This window comes from Pseudomonas migulae, assembly GCF_043225285.1.
Taxonomy (GTDB): Bacteria; Pseudomonadota; Gammaproteobacteria; order Pseudomonadales; family Pseudomonadaceae; genus Aquipseudomonas; species Aquipseudomonas migulae_C.
The window spans coordinates 3,935,417-3,955,347 of record NZ_CP171224.1 but is presented as its reverse complement, the minus strand read 5'-3'; the positions used below and the strand labels follow the sequence as shown (position 1 = coordinate 3,955,347).

The window sequence follows — 19,931 nt, the reverse complement described above, 5'->3', positions numbered from 1 at the left end:
GTTTCACTTTTCTATATGAACCATGCCCACGCCAGATCGTCATCTACAGTGAACTTGCGTTGGACACACTTTGAAACGTCACGGAGAACCACACTATGAGCACTGATGGTGCTTTGAGTCGAAGCCGTCTATTGCCGACCCTGCTCGGCATTCTGCTTCTGCTAATGGGCCTGGCCATGCTGGCCGGGGGGATCAAGCTGAGCATGCTCGGCGGCTCGCTGTATTACCTGCTGGCCGGTATCGGCCTGGCGCTGACCGGCGTGCTGCTGATCACCGCTCGCCGCGCTGCGCTGGGCTTGTACGCACTGGTGCTGTTCGCCAGCACCGTGTGGGCCTTGTGGGAAGTCGGCCTCGATTGGTGGCAACTGGTGCCGCGTCTGGCGCTGTTGTTTGCGCTGGGCATCGTCATGTTGCTGCCGTGGTTTCGCCGTCCGTTGCTGCGCGAAGGCGAAGCGAAAGCCGGCACCGGCGCCCTCAGCATCGCTGTGGTGCTCGCAGGCGTGGCCGCACTGGCCAGCCAGTTCACCAACCCCGGTGAAATCAAGGGTCAACTGGACCGCGACAGCGTGCCGGGCATGACCAACACCGCCCCGGCCATGCCCGACGGTGACTGGAACTCCTACGGCCGCAGCGCCCACGGCGACCGTTACTCGCCACTGGCGCAGATCACGCCACAGAACGTGAACAAGCTTGTTCCTGCCTGGACCTACCGCACCGGCGATCTTCCTGGCCCGAACGATCCGGGTGAAACCACCGCCGAAAACACCCCGCTGAAAGTCAACGGCATGCTGTATGTGTGCACGCCGCACAGCCAGGTGATCGCGCTGGACCCGGACACCGGCAAGGAAATCTGGCGTTTCGATCCGAAGCTCTCCACGCAGAACGCGGCGAACTTCAAGGGTTGGGCGCACATGACCTGCCGTGGTGTGTCGTACCACGATGACAACGCCTACGCCTCCGAGCAAAGCCCGACCGGCAGCGCCAGCGCGCCTGTCGCCAGCGCCTGCCCGCGCCGGATCTTCCTGCCTACCGCCGACACCCGTCTGATCGCCCTCAACGCCGACACCGGCAAGATGTGTGAAGACTTCGGCAACAAGGGCCAGGTCGACCTGAGTGCCAACATCGGCGGCTTCAATGCCGGCGGTTACTACTCCACCTCGCCTCCAGCGGTCACCAAGGACCTGGTGGTGATTGGCGGCCATGTGACCGACAACGTCTCCACCGACGAGCCGAGCGGCGTGATCCGCGCGTTCGACGTGCACACCGGCAAACTGGTGTGGAACTGGGACAGCGGCAACCCGGACGACACCACGCCGATTGCCGAAGGCAAGGTCTACACCCGCAACTCGCCGAACATGTGGTCCATGTTCGCCGTCGATGAAAAACTCGGCATGCTCTACCTGCCGATGGGCAACCAGACTCCGGACCAGTTCGGTGGTGCGCGCACCCCGGAATCGGAGCTGCACGCCGCCGGCCTGACCGCCCTCGACATCGGCACCGGTAAAGTGCGCTGGCACTTCCAGTTCACCCACCATGACCTGTGGGACATGGACGTCGGTGGCCAGCCAACCCTGATGGACCTGAAAACCGCTGACGGCGTGAAGCCGGCGGTACTCGCGTCCACCAAGCAAGGCAGCATCTACGTGCTGGACCGCAGCACCGGCCAGGCCATCGTGCCGATCAACGAAGTGCCGGTGCCACAAGGCGCTGTCGAAGGTGATCACACGTCGCCGACCCAGCCGAAATCCGACCTAAACCTGATGCCGCCGCCGCTGCAAGAGCGCGACATGTGGGGCGTCACGCCGTTCGACCAGCTGATCTGCCGGATCGACTTCAAATCCATGCGTTACGACGGTCCGTTCACCCCGCCGTCGCTGCAGGGTTCGATCGTTTATCCAGGCAACTTCGGCGTGTTCGACTGGGGCGGTATCTCGGTTGACCCGGTGCGTCAGATCGCATTCGTGAACCCGAGCTACATGGCGTTCAAATCGAAAATGATCCCGGCCGCCGAAATCGCTGCCCAGGGCCCGCGCAAAAGCGAAACCGAAGGCGTGCAGCCGAACAAAGGCGCGCCGTACGGCGTCGTCCTCGAAGCGCTGCTGTCGCCGATGGGCCTGCCGTGCCAGGCGCCAGCCTGGGGTTATGTGGCGGCAATCGACCTGACCACCGCCAAAGTCCTGTGGAAACACAAGAACGGCACCGTGCGCGACAGCTCGCCGGTTCCGATCCCGCTGAGCATGGGCGTGCCTAGCCTCGGCGGCACCTTCACCACCGCCGGTGGCGTCGGTTTCCTGAGCGGCACCCTCGACCAGTACCTGCGTGCCTACGACGTGAAAAACGGCAAGCAACTGTGGGAAGGCCGCCTGCCGGCCGGCGCGCAAACTACGCCGATGACGTACACCGGCAAGGACGGCAAGCAATACGTGCTCGTCGTGGCCGGCGGTCATGGTTCGCTGGGCACCAAGCAGGGTGACTATGTGATTGCGTACAAACTGTCCGAATAAGCTTCAACGGCAGTAAAAACAAAGGCGACGCCCTCACAGGCGTCGCCTTTTTTGTGGCCGCACAAAAACCTTGTAGGAGCCAGCTTGCTGGCGATGGTGTGTCAGCTGCGCAGTTGTCGCCTGACACTCCATCGCCAGCAAGCTGGCTCCTACAGTTGTCTGTGTTGCGGTGAAATCCAGCTAACCTGAATCCCTGCTGAACACACCTTCGAATGATCCATTAACACCTTGGCATCATTGAAACCACCGCCAACCTGCCCCATCTAAGACCCATACCCCATTGCGCAGGTGCCCCATGAGCGACCAGCAAGAATTCCCCGAAGACCCTAGCGAATACGCCGATCCCGAGAACGCCGAACACCACGCCCCCGGCAAAGGACTGGCCCTGCCCGGCCAGAACCTGCCAGACAAGGTCTACATCATCCCGATCCACAACCGCCCGTTCTTCCCGGCCCAGGTGCTGCCGGTCATCGTCAATGAAGAACCCTGGGCCGAAACCCTGGATCTGGTGAGCAAGTCCGATCATCACTCCCTGGCCCTGTTCTACATGGACACGCCCCAGGAAGACCCGCGCCATTTCGACACCTCGGCCCTGCCGCTCTACGGCACGCTGGTCAAGGTGCATCACGCCAGCCGCGAAAACGGCAAATTGCAATTCGTCGCCCAGGGCCTGACCCGCGTTCGCATCAAAACCTGGCTCAAACACCATCGCCCGCCGTACCTGGTGGAAGTCGAATACCCGCACCAGCCCACCGAGCCGACCGACGAGGTCAAGGCCTACGGCATGGCACTGATCAACGCGATCAAGGAACTGCTGCCGCTCAACCCGCTGTACAGCGAAGAGTTGAAGAACTACCTCAACCGCTTCAGCCCCAACGACCCGTCGCCGTTGACCGACTTCGCCGCCGCCCTCACCTCGGCGACCGGCAGTGAACTGCAGGAAGTGCTCGACTGCGTGCCGATGCTCAAGCGCATGGAAAAAGTCCTGCCGATGCTGCGCAAGGAAGTCGAAGTCGCGCGCCTGCAAAAAGAAATCTCCGCCGAAGTGAACCGCAAGATCGGCGAGCACCAGCGCGAGTTCTTCCTCAAGGAACAACTCAAGGTCATCCAGCAGGAGCTGGGGCTGACCAAGGACGACCGCAGCGCTGACCTCGAACAGTTCGAGCAACGGCTGGAGGGCAAAGTCCTGCCGGCGCAGGTGCAAAAACGTCTCGAAGAAGAAATGAACAAGCTGTCGATCCTCGAGACCGGCTCGCCGGAGTATGCGGTGACCCGCAATTACATCGACTGGGCGACTTCGGTGCCGTGGGGCGTGTACGGCGAGGACAAGCTCGACCTCAAGCACGCGCGCAAGGTGCTGGACAAACACCACGCCGGCCTCGATGACATCAAGGACCGCATCCTCGAATTCCTCGCGGTCGGCGCCTATAAAGGCGAGATCAGCGGCTCCATCGTCTTGCTGGTCGGCCCGCCGGGCGTGGGCAAGACCAGTGTCGGCAAGTCCATCGCCGAATCCCTCGGCCGGCCGTTCTACCGCTTCAGCCTCGGTGGCATGCGCGACGAAGCCGAGATCAAGGGCCACCGCCGTACCTACATCGGCGCACAGCCGGGCAAACTGGTGCAGGCGTTGAAAGACGTCGAAGTGATGAACCCGGTGATCATGCTCGACGAGATCGACAAGATGGGCCAGAGCTACCAGGGCGACCCGGCCTCGGCGCTGCTGGAAACCCTCGACCCGGAACAGAACGTCGAATTCCTCGATCACTACCTCGATCTGCGCATGGACCTGTCGAAAGTGCTGTTCGTCTGCACCGCCAACACCCTGGACTCGATCCCCGGCCCGTTGCTGGACCGGATGGAAGTGATTCGCCTGTCGGGCTACATCACCGAAGAAAAAATCGCCATCGCCAAGCGCCACCTGTGGCCGAAGCAACTGGAAAAAGCCGGCGTGTCCAAAGGCAGCCTGAGCATCAGCGACAGCGCGTTGAAGTCGTTGATCGACGGTTACGCCCGTGAAGCCGGGGTACGCCAGTTGGAAAAACAACTGGGTAAACTGGTGCGCAAGGCCGTGGTGAAGTTGATCGACGAGCCGAAAGCAGTAATCAAGATTGCGCCGAAGGACCTGGAAGCCTCACTCGGTCATCCGGTGTTCCGCAACGAACAAGTGCTGTCCGGCACCGGCGTCATCACCGGGCTGGCCTGGACCAGCATGGGCGGCGCAACCCTGCCGATCGAAGCCACGCGCATTCACACGCTCAACCGTGGCTTCAAGCTCACCGGGCAATTGGGCGAGGTGATGAAAGAGTCGGCGGAAATTGCCTACAGCTACGTTAGCTCGAATCTGAAGTCCTTCGGCGGTGATCCGAAGTTCTTCGACGAAGCTTTCGTCCACCTCCACGTACCGGAAGGCGCGACCCCGAAAGACGGCCCGAGCGCCGGCGTGACCATGGCCAGCGCCCTCCTCTCGCTCGCCCGCAACCAGCCGCCGAAGAAAGGCGTGGCCATGACCGGCGAACTGACCCTGACCGGGCATGTGCTGCCGATTGGCGGGGTGCGCGAGAAGGTAATCGCGGCACGGCGGCAGAAGATCTTCGAGTTGATCCTGCCGGAGCCGAATCGCGGGAGTTTCGATGAACTGCCGGATTATCTGAAGGAAGGTATTACCGTGCACTTCGCCAAGCGTTTTGCGGATGTGGCGAAGGTGTTGTTCGGATAATCACCTAGCGTTTGCAAGATCGCCATCGCCGGCAAGCCGGCTCCTACAAAGTATTGGTGTCAGCCACAAAAAATGTGAGCGACACAAATCCCCTGTAGGAGCCGGCTTGCCGGCGATGGCGTCTGCACTGCCGACATCAGTCCCCAGGCCGTCACAATTTGTCTCATCTTCAGTTATGCTCGCCGTTCGTCGTGAATGCCGGAGCCGCTGACCCCATGTCCCCCACCCGCCTGTTTGCCCCCCTCGCCCTGTCCTTGCTGGCCGCTTGCGCCACGCCACCGAAGCACAACGTGACTGTGGAAAAACAAAGCGAATGCCCGATTAAACTCACCAGCGGGCAAAACCTGATCCTGACCCTGCCGAGCAATCCGACCACGGGTTATCGCTGGGCGATCCAGGATTCGGCCGGTGGCGTGTTGCGCGCGCTGGGGCCAGAGGTGTATCGCAACCCGGAAGATGCCGGCGTGGTCGGTGCAGCCGGTGTATCGACCTGGCGCTTCCAGGCGTTTGCAGCAGGTGACGGGCGCTTGCGCCTGACCTCGCAACAGCCGTGGGCGCCGGAAGTGTTGCCGGTCGAGACCTTCGACTGCGCGATCTCGGTCAACTGACCATGGGCTGGCTGATCCTGGCGCTGATGGGCGCGGTGACCTTTCTGTACGGCCTGAGCGTGCACGCATCGCTGCTCTGCCTGTTGGTCAAACCGATGCCGGTACTGGCGCTGCTCGGCTGGCTGCACGATGCACCGCCCAGCGAATACCGGCGCTGGATCAGCCTGGGCTTGATCTTTTCCCTGCTCGGCGACGTATTGCTCGCATGGCCGCAGGATTTGTTCGTGTTCGGCCTCGGGGCGTTTCTGGTCGCCCATCTCGCCTATTTGAAAGCGTACTTGAGCGATTGCCGGCGATTGGCGGTGCTGCCGTTGGTCATTGCGTTGGGCGTCGGCGCGGTGTTGCTGGGGATTCTGATTGCCAATGGCCTGGGCCCGCTGCTGGTCCCGGTGATCGTCTACGGTCTGGCGATCAGCGCCATGCTCTGGCGGGCACTGGCGCGTCTGGGCACCGACGTGCCCAAGCGCTCGGCGCTGCTGGCGGCGGCCGGTGCGCTGGCGTTTGTGTTTTCGGACAGCGTGATTGGCATCAACCGGTTTGTCGCGCCGTTCGTTGCCGCGCCTTATGTGATCATCCTCAGCTATTGGCTGGGGCAGTGGGGCATCACCGCTTCGGCGTTCGGCACAAAACCGCGCTGAATCCTTCGCGAGCAAGCCCGCTCCCACAAGGACGGTGATAAACCTGTGGGAGCGAGCCTGCTCGCGATAGCGGTCTAACTGAACACACAGACTTCACAGCCTGCCCACCGCTTTATCAGACAACCCGCGCATCCCCGCGCCAACTTGGCTAAAATGCCGGCCTTTTCCACCTACACCGCTGGAACCGCCGTGAGCAAAGAACCCGATCGCCTTTTCGCCCAGCCTTTGGCCCAGGTGCCTGACTTCGCCTTTAACGAGGACGTGGTGCGGGTGTTCCCGGACATGATCAAGCGCTCGGTGCCCGGCTATCCGACCATTGTGGAAAACCTCGGCGTGCTCGCCGCGCAATTCGCCCAGCCCAACAGCGTGCTCTACGACCTCGGTTCGTCCCTGGGCGCCGTGACCCAGGCATTGCGCCGTCACGTGCGCACCGATGGCTGCCGGGTGATCGCTGTGGATAACTCGGCGGCGATGGTCGAGCGCTGCCGCGAATACCTCAATGGCCAGGATTCGATGTTCCAGGAATTGCTGCCGGTCGATGTGATCGAAGGCGATATCCTCGCCCTCGACTTCCAGCCGGCCTCGGTGGTGGCGCTGAACTTCACCCTGCAATTCATCGCCCCGGACCAGCGCACCGCGCTGCTCTCGCGTATCCGTCAGGCGCTGTTGCCCGGCGGGGCGTTGATCCTCTCGGAAAAGCTGCGCTTCAATGATTCCGAAGAACACGCGCTGCTCACCGACCTGCACGTCGCGTTCAAGCGCGCAAACGGCTACAGCGAACTGGAAATTGCCCAGAAGCGCAGCGCCATCGAAAACGTCATGAAGCCCGACAGCCTCGAAGAACACCGCGAGCGCCTGCTGGCCGCCGGGTTCTCGAAAGTCGTGCCATGGTTCCAGTGTCTTAACTTTGCCTCGTTGATTGCCTTGCCATGATTGATCTGTCCCCCCTCGCCCGCCGTCTGGCCGGCACACCGCTGGCCGAATGGGCCAACACCCTGCAAGCGCAACTCGACAAGAAAATGGAAAAGGGTCATGGCGACCTCGAGCGCTGGCAGAGTGCGCTGGACGCCTTGCCGAAGATCCAGCCGAGTGAAGTCGACCTGCTCAACGGCCTGACGCTGGACACCGATTGCGACGATGCCACCCGCGCGCAGATGCGTACGGCGTTGATGGGTTTGTCGCCATGGCGCAAAGGCCCGTTCGACCTGTTCGGTGTGCACGTCGACACCGAATGGCGCTCGGACTGGAAATGGTCGCGGGTCGCTCCGCACCTCGATTTGAAAGGCAAACGCATCCTCGATGTCGGCTGCGGCAACGGCTACTACATGTGGCGAATGCTCGGTGCCGGGGCGGACAGCGTGATCGGTGTCGACCCAAACTGGCTGTTCTTCTGTCAGTTCCAGGCGGTTCAGCGCTACCTGTCGGAGCCGAATGCCTGGCACCTGCCGTTTCCGTTCGAAGACTTGCCGCCGGAACTCGAAGGGTTCGACACGGTGTTTTCCATGGGCGTGTTCTACCACCGCCGCTCGCCGATCGAGCATTTGCTGGCGTTGAAGGATTGCCTGGTCAAGGGCGGCGAACTGGTGCTCGAAACCCTGGTGGTCGAAGGTGACAAGCATCAGGTGCTGGTGCCGGAAGACCGTTATGCGCAGATGCGCAACGTGTGGTTCCTGCCGTCGGTGCCGGCGCTGGAACTGTGGCTGCGCCGTGCCGGGTTCAGCGATGTGAAGTGCGTGGACGTGAGCGTGACCACGGTCGAGGAACAGCGCGGTACAGAGTGGATGAAGTATCAGTCGCTCAGTGACTTCCTGGACCCCGAGGATCACAGCAAGACCATCGAAGGGCTGCCGGCGCCGATGCGTGCGGTCATCGTCGCGAAGAAGTAAATCGACTGGCAATGGACATCCCCTGTAGGAGCCGGCTTGCTGGCGATGGTGTGTCAGCTGCGTTGATGTCGCCTGACACTCCATCGCCAGCAAGCCGGCTCCTACAGGGAAGATGGTGTTTATTCTGCCGGCTTGGCGCGGCGGGCCTTGAAGAACTCGCTGAGCACCGTCCCGCACTCCTCCGCCAGCACCCCGCCCTCATACAGCACCCGGTGATTCAAAAAGCCCTGGGTAAAAAACTGCCCCTGGCTCTGCACAATCCCCGCCTTCGGCTCCAGCGCGCCATACACAACCCGCGCGATGCGCGAATGCACGATCAGGCCGGCGCACATGCTGCACGGCTCCAGCGTCACGTAGAGCGTGCTGCCCGGCAGACGATAATTGCTCACCGCCTGGGCGGCGTTGCGGATCGCGACCATCTCGGCATGGGCGCTCGGGTCATTGCCGCTGATCGGGCAATTGAAGCCGCGACCGATGATCTCACCGTCCTGCACCAGCACCGCGCCCACCGGCACTTCACCCAGTGCCGCGCCTTGTGCAGCCAGTGCCAGCGCTTCGCGCATGAAGTCGCGATCACGACTGCGGTCGATGATCGCAGCGGGACGAATCTGCCGCATCACGCCACCTCGATGGCGGCCATCAGGCCGGTTTCCATGTGGTCGATCACATGGCAATGGAACATCCACACGCCGGGGTTATCCGCCACCAGCGCCACTTGCGCACGCTCGTTCTTGCCCAGCAAGTAGGTGTCGGTGAAGTACGGAATCACCTTGTGCCGGTTCGAGGCGATCACCTTGAAACTCATGCCGTGCAGGTGAATCGGGTGCTGATACTGAGTCATGTTCTTCAATTCGAAAATGTAGCTCTTGCCCTTCTCGAGCTTGGCAATCGGGCGGTCGGCGCAGGTCTTGTCGGTGATGTCCCAGGCCTTGCCGTTGATCTGCCACAGGCTTGGCGGCTTGCCGTTGTCGACGTTGACCGACACTGAGCCGACCCATTCGAAATTGAAGTTGAATTTCTCGGCCTTGGCCAGGTCCGGCTCGGCCACCGGGTTGGCGGGCAGCGCGGCTGGCCATTGGGTCGGTGCATCGGTGTTGGCTACCGAGCGGAAGGTACCCAGACGAACCGGGCCGTTGCGCAGGGACAATTCTTCGCCGGCCGCCGGCGCCTTGATCGCCAGGCAAATACGCATACCGGGGCCCAGCCAGTATTCCTTGCCCATCGGGCGCGGTTCGATGGGGTTGCCATCCAGCGCATAAATCTGCGCTTCGACACCGGGAATGTTCAGGCGATAGGTCAAGGTGTTATCGAGGTTGAGCAGGCGCACACGAGTGATCTGCCCGGCCGGCAAGTCGATGACCGCCTTCGGCACGCCGTTGATCGTCGCCAGGCGTCCCGCCGTACCGCCCCGGGCCGCTTCCCGGGGAATGCTGAACTCGACGAAATTACCCACGTCGTCGACATGCCAGCTCTTGAGGCTCAGGGTTTTTTCGTACACGAAACCGGTCGGCTCGCGCTCTTCGACAATCAGCGGTCCGACCAGACCACGGCCGAGCTCCTCGCTGCTGTTCACATGCGGGTGATACCAATAGCTGCCGGCGTCCGGCACGCGGAATTTGTAATCGAAGTATTCACCGGGCAACACCGGCAATTGCGAGACGTAAGGCACGCCGTCCATTTCCAGCGGCAGGCGGATGCCGTGCCAGTGAATGGTGGTCGCCACCGGCAGGTGGTTGATGAAGCGCACCCGCAACCATTCGCCCTGACGCACGCGCAGTTCAGTGCCCGGCGCCGAAGGGCCGAACGCCCAGGCCTGGGTCTTGTGCCCCGCAACCAGTTCAACATCCAGCGGCGCGGCAATCAGCTCGTAGTCGTGGCCCGCGTCGGCGTCGGCCATCTTGCCCAGCCAATAACGCGACGCGCCCCCCGCGCCCACGCCAACGACAACAAGACCGGCCAGGCCACCGAGGATTTGGCGACGGGTAAAGGACATGAACTCAACTACCTCACGAATCAGCGACAGGCCCTAGGGCCTGGAAAAGGCGAATACGATACACCTGCGGTTGCGAAACAGTAAGGGTGGCGCGGCGGATGGACGCAGCCGGCGCTGCCCCTACACGACCTCGACCCACCTCAGGTCATACATATGCAGTGCACGTGCAGGCGATCAATCCGCGATCCTTGAACGCCTACTGTTCAAGGAATGAACGTGCATGAACCCTATCGAAACCCGCCTGCTGCCCAATGCGGCTGACAAGGCCGCCCTCAAGGCCATCGCCGTCAAGGTCGTCACGGCTTGCCCGAGCCTGGAGGACACCGCCCATGAGGTCGCCAGCCAGTTGCTCGCCAAATTCGGCGTCACCGGCCACGATCCGGACAAGGTCTACTTCCACCGTTTCAAATTCTCCAGCACCAACCCGACGGCCTTCACGGGCTGGGAACATTGCTGCACACAACCCATTGAATCCATGACCCTGACGCAACTGGTGATCCACCGCTTCCGCGTCGGTGATCAGGACAACGCCGATATGCTCGACGTTGATACGGGCTTCTACACCGTCGGGCCGGAGGCCGACGAATTCAACCACACCAATGAAATCCGCCTGCATGGCGATGAGGTGTTGAAGGAGTTCTGGAACATCAACTTCAGCGACGTTTATCGCAATAAGCTGCAAGCGTTCTGGCACGATTACGCCGATGACTTCCGCACCCTGGCCAAGTGCAATTTTCTCAGCAAGGCCGTTGAAGGACGAGATAGCGGCCTGTTGACTGACGATGACTTCCAGACCGTGGTCAGCGCCGTGATTGGCCCACTGAGCTGGCCGGTCAGCCTGCACATGCTGCAATCCGAACACCCCACCGACGCCGGACTGCGTGTTACGGCTGTGGATATCGACGGGCACGTGGCGACCAACATCCTGCGCATCGTCGATCCGCAAGGCCGGCAAATAATCTACTCGCCGGGTGAAAACGCACCGTTTCATGTGATGCAAGCACCTGCCGATCTGCATTGGTGGGTGTTGATGCAAATGAATAAAAAAGCCCCGCGCCAGCAGTTTCTCAGCCATTTCCCTCTGGCCGACCGCCATGCCATCAACGAGAACATCACCGACCTCATGAATCGGCTCGTCAGCACCTGGGGCCATTCCGATCACCATTTGATCAATCGCAACGATCAAAGCGTGACGAACGATGCCTTCAGTTGGTTGCGAGATTCGACCCGGGCGGCGATGAACGCCGAGGCTGATCTGTCGTTGACATCCAATGGTGATCTGCGAAAAAAACTATGGATCGGCTACCTCAGCGCCGGCCTCAAGGTGTTCGGTCCGATGGCGGTTGTTGGATGGCCGGTGGCGCTGGTGGTGATTGGCGCCAGCCTCGCCAGCATGGGGCTGAACATCGACCAGGCCGTCAACGGCAAGACCGCTGCCGAGCGCAAGCAAGGCGTGATCGGCGCGATCCTCAATGGCATCGATACCTTGTTCAACCTGCCGCTCTTGAAAGGCACGGGATCGCTGGAGGAAATCGGCACGCAGGCGCAAGCCGCCGACACCGTTGAATTGGCAGGAGAACTGGAGAGCCCTGCGGGTGAGTTGGAGGCCGAAGAATCGAGCTGGAGAGTCCCGGCGCTGGAGCAACTGCCCCCGACAACGCCAGAAACGGCGCCAATGGCCGATATCCCGCAAACATTTCAATCCAATGAGCTGTTGGATAGCTATTCACCGGTCACCGAGACAGGAAAGTTCGAGGGAATCTACCGGCTCGATTCCGATCCCCCCTACGCCATCCTGATGAACGACATGGCCTATTACGTGCGTTACTTCGCCACCTCAGCGGACGATGGATTCTGGGCAATCATTGACCCCGAGCGGCCGAACCAGATGATCCACTCGTTACCGGTGCGCTTGAACGCCGAAGGCAACTGGGAGCGCATGACCCGGTTGGGACTCAAGGGTGGAGGTCAGTGCCTGACCAAGGAATGTGCGATCGAGCTGGAAATGGATGTGCGTGATCCTGCACCCGCCGAGCCACCGATCACTGATCCTCAGCCCTCGTCATCGCCCCGCATTGCCTTAGTGAAAACGCCCTATGACGTGGCGTTGGCGCGTCGAGCGGAACTGAGAAAATGGGCCATGCAACTGCGTGAAACACACATTCAGGTTCAGATCGGACCCAATGGCGGGTTGGTCGCACCGGATCGATATGCCCTGTATTTCGCCGAAAAAGCCCGCACGCTGCTAACCACAGCTGTGCGCTTCTACCACAACCTGCCATGGAACAACCTGCCACCTCGTCCGGTGATACCGCTCGTCAACGCGTCTACGACCATCACGGATCTGCTTGCCCAAGTGTTCCAGAACGCCCCCGGACTGGTCGTCAGCGAAACCCTGGGGCGAATTACCAGCATGCGATTCATGATCGAGAACCTCGCCGACATGGCGAAACAAGGCGTCAAGACCCTTTACGTACGTCGCCTGCTCAGCGATTTTGCCCAAAGCGACCTGAACGCTTACTTCAAGTCCGGCGTCATGTCCGAAGACCTGGAAAATTATCTGACCCGCCTGGGTAGCGACCCCTCGGAGCACTTCAATGAACTGCAATTGGTGAAAACAGCGAGACAAAACGGTATTCGCGTCCAGGCCACCGACTGCGCAGCGACTTATAAAAAGAAAATCGCGTTCACGCGAACTGAAGAGCAGATGAGTACCAACCATCTGACCTCCGAGATCATGACCCTGGATAAAGCCGTTAACGACGTCGGCAAGTGGGTTGTTTTGACGGGTATCGAAAGCACCAACACCTTCAGGGGCCTGGCCGGCATCAGCGAACTGGAAGGCGGCATCGGACTGCGTATAGAAGAGGTCGATCCAGGTCAGGGGACGCGTATTTCGGCAGACCCCGGCATCGATATAGAAAGGGGGCCTTCCGCTCACAATGCGATAGCCCGCGGAAAAGTCGAAACCCTATTCGCCGATCTGCGTCTTGAAATGGAAGCACCGCAAGCAAGCCGCAACGAGCAGCAGATAGGCAGGCTACTGAACCGTCCTGGCATGTATTGCATTGAGCAATCAGAGGGCGCTTACACCCTGTTTCATCGCAGCCATACTGAGCAGATTGTGCAAACACCGATCCAGGCCCTGGCCGACGGCCGCTACTCAATCGATCGCCCAACCTGGGTGCCGGTCAACGGCGTTCCTTTCGACAACCTGCAGCAACTGTCGCAGCATCTGAATCACATGGGCATGAGTCTGCAAAGCCGCGTCCCGGCCTGACCCGCAGCTCCATCAGATGGCGGGCGAGGCTCAGGCGCCTCGCCCGCACCGCAAATCTCACTGCCCTCGGGACGTTTTCCCATGCCCAGCGCCCATCGATACGACACCCCATCCAGCCGATGCCTGACAGACCCGCCCTGCACCTCCTGAAATGATCGCGGTTCTTCTACAACCACGATCAAGGAAAGACTGTGGACACCTCAGAAAACACGACATTACCCAACGCCGCTGACAGGTTGGCGCTCAAGGGCCTGGTACCCGCGTTGATCCAGGCCTGCCCCGACATGTACGAACTGGCCTGCTCCGTCGCCAGGGATATTCTGACCAAACATGGCGTGACCCACCTGGAGCCCGAGCAGGTTTACTGGCATCGATTCAAATGGTCCGCCAGTCGCTGGCAAGCCTTCACGGGCTGGGAGCACCATGGCGCAAAACCCATTGAGTCGATGACGTTGCCACAATTGGTGATCCAGCGGTTCCGCGTCGGCGATCAGGACAATGCCGATATGCTGGATGTCGATGGAGGCTTCTATACCGCCGGGCCGGAGGTCGAAGATTTCGACGAAACCAATGAAGTCCGAATGCATGGCAACGAGGTACTGAAGGATTTCTGGGCGATCAACTTTGCGGATCTCTTCGACCAGAAAGTTGCTGCATTCTGGAACAAGCACAGCAAGACATTTCGCACCCTGGCCAAGTGCACCTTCCTGGCCAAAGCCATGGAGGACCGCGAGGGCGGCCGGTTATCGGATGATAATTTCCGCACCGTGATCAAAGCCGTAGCCGGCAACGTGAGCTGGCCGGTCACGCTACAGATGCTTGAAGCGCAAGTCCCCCCCGTCGAAGGGCTGCGGATCAGTCTGTTGAAAGTCGGCGGCTACGTGGCGACCGACATCCTGTGCATCAACGACGGCCACAACCAGATTCTCTATGCCCCCGGCGAAGTCTGGGGGCTGCACGCTTTCCAGAGTTATCGTGACCTGCATTGGTGGGTGCTTTCGCAGACCCGCCAACAGGCCGATCGCAAACGCTTCCTCGCGCACTTCCAGGTCGCCGACCACGACATCATGGAAGACACGTCCTGGCGCGCCGTGGCGAAAAGAAAATGGCTCTGGGCATTCGGACCTGCGGTCGGTCTGATCTCGACACTATGGCGCGCACCCCATATCGAAAATGTCGGGCTCAACCATGTCCTGGACCTGCTGGTCAGCACCTGGGACAGCGACGATCACAGCCTGATCGAACACACGAGCGAAGCGCTCGACGAGGACGCCTTCAATTTTCTCGCCAGCGCCGCTCATACCCGCATGATCAGCGACGCCACGTTCATGATGCACACCAATGGTGACCTGCGCAAAAAGTTATGGCTCGGGTATCTCAATGCCTTCGGCCGCATGTTTGGGCCGATGTCTGCGGTCGGCTGGCCAGTGGCGCTGGCGGTCGTAGGTTCCGGTATCGCCAGTGTCGGATTGCAGATCGATCAGGCCATCAATGGCAAGACACCCAGCGATCGCAGGGCGGCTGTGACGGGTGCGATTTTCGCGACGATCGATACCTTGTTCAACGCCACGTTCATCAAGGGTAGCGGTCGCTTGCCGGAAATCGCCGAAGCCCAGGCGTTCTTCGTGCCGGAAGAAAAACTGGCCGAAGCAGCAACCGCTCGCCCGCCACTGCCCACCCTGGAAGACATCGCGCCGGCACGCGTTCTGCCCGCAGAGCCTGAGGATTTTCTTGCCTCCTTCAAGACCGAAATTACCGAAGGCACCCGCGTCGAAGCCGGTGATCCCAGGCTTCAGGAAATCATCCAGACCGCGTCGGGCAAGCATTACATTTTCATGCGCCGCGCGGGCAGCGGCGGCTATTACCAAGTGCGTTATGTCGAGCAATTGCGCGGCTGGGTGATTATCGATCCAGCCAACCCGTTTTCTTTTTACCGCAATGTGCCGGTGCGCTTGAACGAAGCCCTGAGGTGGGAGCCCGTCGCCCGCACCGGCCTAAAGGGCGGCGTGAAAATTTTCGGCAAGTGGCCCTGGGGACACACGGTCGATCCCCTGCCTGAAGTGGACATTCAGCCGCTGGCGTACGATGTGCCGTCCGCCTCAAGACCGGCGCTGCAACCGCTGGCGGAAGCAGATGTCGATGCCTTCCCTCTGGACCCGCAGGACAGCAGCGACCGTTTCTATCAAGACTTCAAGGCAGCGCGCCGTACCCTGTACGACAACGCCATCACCTTCTATGCAACCCCCGAGTTACCGCCACGTCCACTCGTGCCAGCCTTCAAACCGTCTACGCCGTTTGCTCAAATGACCAAGCGCCTGTTCCAGGAAAATCCTGGCCTGGTGATCGGGCAGGACAGTGCCGGCACCGGCGCCAGGCAGTTGCTCATCGACAACCTCAAGGTACTGAACAAGCAAAAAATCAGAACCCTGTACATGGACCACCTGCTCACGGATTTCCATCAGGCGGATCTCGATGTTTTCCACAACACCGGCAAGATGCCGCCCGCGCTCGAACGCTATCTGAAGGTGTTGGACATCCGGTTCAAGACTGACCCGACCGGCCCCTACTCCTACACTGAGCTGGTGAAGACCGCGCAAAAAAACCACATTCGTGTGCAAGCCATCGACAGCATGGCCAGCCGGCGCTTTCCGCAGATGGAAGGGACAACAGAGGCCAGCAGCCGCAAGATGATGAATTACTACTCGGACACGATCCTGCGCACCGATCAGGTCGCCCGAGGCGCCCATCGTTGGGTGGCGCTGGTGGATGAGGGGCGCGCAAGTACCTTCGAGAAGGCCGCCGGACTCAGTGAACTGGAAGGTGCTGTGGCGTTGCGCGTCGACGAAAGCGCGCTGGGGCAGGCTCAAGGCCTGACGGTTGATCCGGGGAAAAAGGTCAAGGACGTGCTGGGATTCACCTTCGATGAACTGAAGAGCGACCTGCGCCTGCAATTGAAGGCAGCGCCTGCAACCGTTACAGCCCGCTCCCTCGAGGATGCATTGCCCAAGCGCGGTATGTTCATGCTCCAGGAGCCGTCCACCCTGATCCACCGCAGTGGTGATGGCAGCCTGGTACACACGCCGATCCAGCAGGACGGGGCCGGTTTTTTTATCATCCGTCCGAGATGGACCATGGTCAGTGGTCGTCACTTCGACAGTGTGCATGAGTTGGCCGCGGCCCTTGCAGATGAAGGGCTGACGCAGAGGCTGGTGCGCATTGACCCAGCGGTGGTCCCCGGCACGTCGCCGGGCATCGAACCTTCCGTCTCCGGCACAGCGGCCCCGCAACCCCCCGACCTTGCGTTGGCGGACCCGCCTCGAATCACTTCACCCTATGAGATCCCGGCGAGTGCGCGGGCCGACCTGGAAGGCGCTGCATTTGGTGATAAAGATAGTCTTCTGGACGACTCCGTCGGGGTGGTGATCGTCAACTCGTCCTACAACACATTCAAAGCGCTGCGAAAACAACTGCTTGAGGCTGCTGTACGCTTTTATGCCGACCTGCGTCTACCGACGCGTCCGTCGATTGCGCCCTTGGAACAAGCACTGCCAACGCAAGCGTTTATCGAACGATTGTTCGAGGAGTTCCGCGGGCTGGTGATCGGCGAAAGTCATGCCGATACCGGCAGCAAGCAATGGCTCATCGACAATATGCAAACGCTGGCCAACAAGGGCGTGAAGACCCTCTACTCCGAACATCTGCTCACGGACTTCCACCAGGCAGCACTGGACAATTTCGCCAGGACGTCGGTGATGCCCCGGGATCTTGAGCTGTACCTGCGCGAACTCGACCGCGGGCACATGACCGATCCTTTGCAACGCTACACCTTTCTCAACCTGGTCAAGGAGGCCAACCGGCACGGCATACGGGTTCAGGCCATCGACTGCATGGCCAGTTACCGACAGGCCGGAATGAAATCTGCCGATCCGTTGGCGCGGCAGAAAATGATGAATTTCTTCGCCCACAGCGTCATCGAGGCCGACCAGGCTGCACGCGGGCCGCATAACTGGGTGGCTCTGGTGGGCAATTCCCACTCGAATACCTTTGAAGGTGTTGCTGGTGTCAGTGAGCTGGAAGGCGCCGTCGGACTGCGCGCCGAGGATGTTGCCGAAGGCAAATCCGGAGGTATAGAACCTGATCCGGGCAAAAGTCTTTCCGATGAAATGGGCAAAAATGCGGCAAAGGTCAGAGGCGACCTGCGCCTGCAAGTTGAAACGCCGTGGTACGCACGATCGACTTCAGAGATCGAACAGTTAATCTCCCGACCGGGAATGTACACGTTGAAAAAGGAACTCCGCGAAACTTTTTTGGTTCATCGCAACCGCGATAATGCGATCGTACGGACCCATATCCATTTTGAATCCGGCCGCGTTTACATTGAACGTCCGGCCTGGCCGACCGTTCATGAAAAACGCTTCGACAGCATCGAAGCCCTGCTCAAGGCGCTTGATGAGCGAGGGATGAAACTGGCCGGTTGGTCCAAGCCCTTTTAACCAAAAACGAAAAAGCCGCGTGAAACATCGTTTCACGCGGCTTTTTGTTGCCATTCCTGTAGGAGCGAGCTTGCTCGCGATGGTCGTGAACGGAGACGCGTTAAAACAGATTCTCCGTGGAGGCCTTCAGTTCTTCGCGAGCAAGCTCGCTTCTACAGTGGGAATGGGGTGTAGACCTGGATCATTCCCACTCAATGGTCGCTGGCGGCTTGCTCGACACGTCGTAAGTCACGCGGGAGATGCCTTCGATTTCATTGATGATGCGGCCGGATACGGTTTCCAGCAGTTCGTAAGGCAGGTGAGCCCAACGCGCGGTCATGAAGTCGATGGTTTCCACGGCACGCAGGGCCACGACCCAGGCGTAACGACGGCCATCGCCAACAACGCCGACCGATTTCACTGGCTGGAACACCACGAACGCCTGGCTGACCTTGTGGTACCAGTCGGCCTTGCGCAGTTCTTCGATGAAGATGTGGTCGGCGCGACGCAGCAGGTCGGCGTATTCCTTCTTCACTTCACCAAGGATCCGCACGCCCAGGCCCGGGCCCGGGAACGGGTGACGGTAGACCATGTCGTACGGCAGGCCCAGTTCCAGGCCCAGACGACGGACTTCGTCCTTGAACAGTTCGCGCAGCGGTTCAACCAGCTTCAGGTTCATCTCTTCCGGCAGGCCGCCCACGTTGTGGTGCGACTTGATCACGTGGGCCTTGCCGCTTTTCGCGCCAGCCGACTCGATCACATCCGGGTAGATGGTGCCCTGGGCGAGGTACTTGATGTTGTCCAGTTTGTTGGACTGGGCATCGAATACGTCGATGAAGGTGCGGCCAATGATTTTGCGCTTCTTCTCTGGGTCGCTTTCGCCGGCCAGGTTGTCGAGGAACTGGTCCTCGGCGTTGGCGCGGATCACCTTGACGCCCATGTTCTCGGCGAACATGGCCATCACTTGCTCGCCTTCGTGCAGACGCAGCAGGCCGTTGTCGACGAAGACACAGGTCAGCTGGTCGCCGATGGCCTTGTGCAGCAGCGCGGCAACCACCGAGGAGTCAACGCCGCCGGACAGACCGAGCAAGACGTTGTCGGTGCCGACCTGGGCGCGAACCTGGGCGATGGCGTCTTCAGCGATCTTCGACGGCGTCCACAGGGCTTCGCAGCCGCAGATGTCGAGGATGAAGCGCGACAGGATGCGACCGCCCTGCTTGGTGTGGGTCACTTCCGGGTGGAACTGCACGCCGTAGTAGCGCAGGTCATCGTTGAACATGCCGGCGATCGGGCAGCTCGGGGTGCTGGCCAGGATGTGGAAGTCCTGCGGCATCTTGGTGACCTTATCACCGTGGCTCATCCACACGTCGAGGCCGAACAGGCCATCGGCGTCGATGTGGTCTTCGATGCCGTCCAGCAGCTGGCTCTTGCCGACCACGTCGACACGGGCGTAACCGAATTCACGCAGTTCGGAACCTTCGACCTTGCCACCCAGTTGCTCGGCCATGGTCTGCATGCCGTAGCAGATGCCGAAGACCGGCACGCCCAGGTCAAACACCGCTTGCGGGCAGCGAGGGCTGTTGGCTTCGTGCACGGATTCCGGGCCGCCGGCGAGAATGACGCCTTTTGGAGCGAATTCGCGAATCGCTTCGTCGTCCATGTCGAACGGATGCAGTTCGCAGTACACGCCGATTTCACGCACGCGGCGGGCGATCAGCTGGGTGTACTGGGAACCGAAGTCGAGGATCAGGATGCGGTGGGCGTGAATGTCGAGGGCCATGATTCAGTCTCGTCTAAGTAATTCAGAAACAGTCGTGATTCAGAAACAACTCGG

The 19,931-nt window shown here is 60.6% G+C and carries 11 protein-coding genes; 8 read left to right on the top strand and 3 right to left on the bottom strand.

Annotated features, from left to right (window positions below; translation table 11 throughout):
• Positions 1-95 precede the first annotated feature (95 nt).
• From ACF6ZU_RS18070 to cmoB, 6 genes are all read left to right on the top strand, one after another.
• Positions 96-2,504 carry a glucose/quinate/shikimate family membrane-bound PQQ-dependent dehydrogenase gene (locus tag ACF6ZU_RS18070; protein WP_392885644.1) on the top strand — a complete coding sequence of 803 codons (2,409 nt, stop codon included), beginning with the start codon at positions 96-98 and terminating at the stop codon, positions 2,502-2,504.
• 295 nt (positions 2,505-2,799) lie between these two features.
• Complete coding sequence (lon, locus tag ACF6ZU_RS18065) at positions 2,800-5,220, top strand: endopeptidase La (protein WP_392885642.1); 2,421 nt, start codon at positions 2,800-2,802, stop codon at positions 5,218-5,220.
• A 215-nt stretch (positions 5,221-5,435) separates the two neighbouring features.
• Positions 5,436-5,828 carry a protease inhibitor I42 family protein gene (locus tag ACF6ZU_RS18060; protein ID WP_392885640.1) on the top strand — a complete coding sequence of 131 codons (393 nt, stop codon included), beginning with the start codon at positions 5,436-5,438 and terminating at the stop codon, positions 5,826-5,828.
• Positions 5,829-5,830: 2 nt separating this feature from the next.
• On the top strand, positions 5,831-6,466 hold the full coding sequence (locus ACF6ZU_RS18055) for a lysoplasmalogenase (protein ID WP_392885638.1): 636 nt from the start codon (positions 5,831-5,833) through the stop codon (positions 6,464-6,466).
• 153 nt (positions 6,467-6,619) lie between these two features.
• On the top strand, positions 6,620-7,399 hold the full coding sequence (gene cmoA, locus ACF6ZU_RS18050) for a carboxy-S-adenosyl-L-methionine synthase CmoA (protein ID WP_392885636.1): 780 nt from the start codon (positions 6,620-6,622) through the stop codon (positions 7,397-7,399).
• Positions 7,396-8,352, top strand: coding sequence for a tRNA 5-methoxyuridine(34)/uridine 5-oxyacetic acid(34) synthase CmoB (gene cmoB, locus ACF6ZU_RS18045; protein ID WP_392885634.1), 957 nt, complete (start codon positions 7,396-7,398; stop codon positions 8,350-8,352). The genes cmoA and cmoB overlap by 4 nt, the downstream gene beginning before the upstream one ends.
• Before the next feature lie 119 nt (positions 8,353-8,471).
• Here the strand turns inward: cmoB and tadA are convergent, their stop codons facing one another.
• A complete protein-coding gene (gene tadA, locus ACF6ZU_RS18040) occupies positions 8,472-8,969 on the bottom strand; it encodes a tRNA adenosine(34) deaminase TadA (RefSeq protein WP_392885632.1) in 498 nt (165 codons plus the stop codon).
• Positions 8,969-10,345 (bottom strand): multicopper oxidase family protein, encoded by a 1,377-nt coding sequence (locus ACF6ZU_RS18035; protein ID WP_392885630.1) that lies wholly within the window; start codon positions 10,343-10,345, stop codon positions 8,969-8,971. The genes tadA and ACF6ZU_RS18035 overlap by 1 nt, the downstream gene beginning before the upstream one ends.
• Before the next feature lie 220 nt (positions 10,346-10,565).
• Between ACF6ZU_RS18035 and ACF6ZU_RS18030 the strand changes: the two genes are divergently transcribed.
• On the top strand, positions 10,566-13,625 hold the full coding sequence (locus ACF6ZU_RS18030) for a membrane-targeted effector domain-containing toxin (protein WP_392885628.1): 3,060 nt from the start codon (positions 10,566-10,568) through the stop codon (positions 13,623-13,625).
• Between the two features lie 191 nt (positions 13,626-13,816).
• Complete coding sequence (locus ACF6ZU_RS18025; protein WP_392885626.1) at positions 13,817-18,118, top strand: membrane-targeted effector domain-containing toxin; 4,302 nt, start codon at positions 13,817-13,819, stop codon at positions 18,116-18,118.
• A 181-nt stretch (positions 18,119-18,299) separates the two neighbouring features.
• On the opposite strand, the gene guaA is transcribed toward ACF6ZU_RS18025, so the two are convergent.
• Positions 18,300-19,877 carry a glutamine-hydrolyzing GMP synthase gene (guaA, locus tag ACF6ZU_RS18020; RefSeq protein WP_392885625.1) on the bottom strand — a complete coding sequence of 526 codons (1,578 nt, stop codon included), beginning with the start codon at positions 19,875-19,877 and terminating at the stop codon, positions 18,300-18,302.
• Between the last annotated feature and the right edge of the window lie 54 nt (positions 19,878-19,931).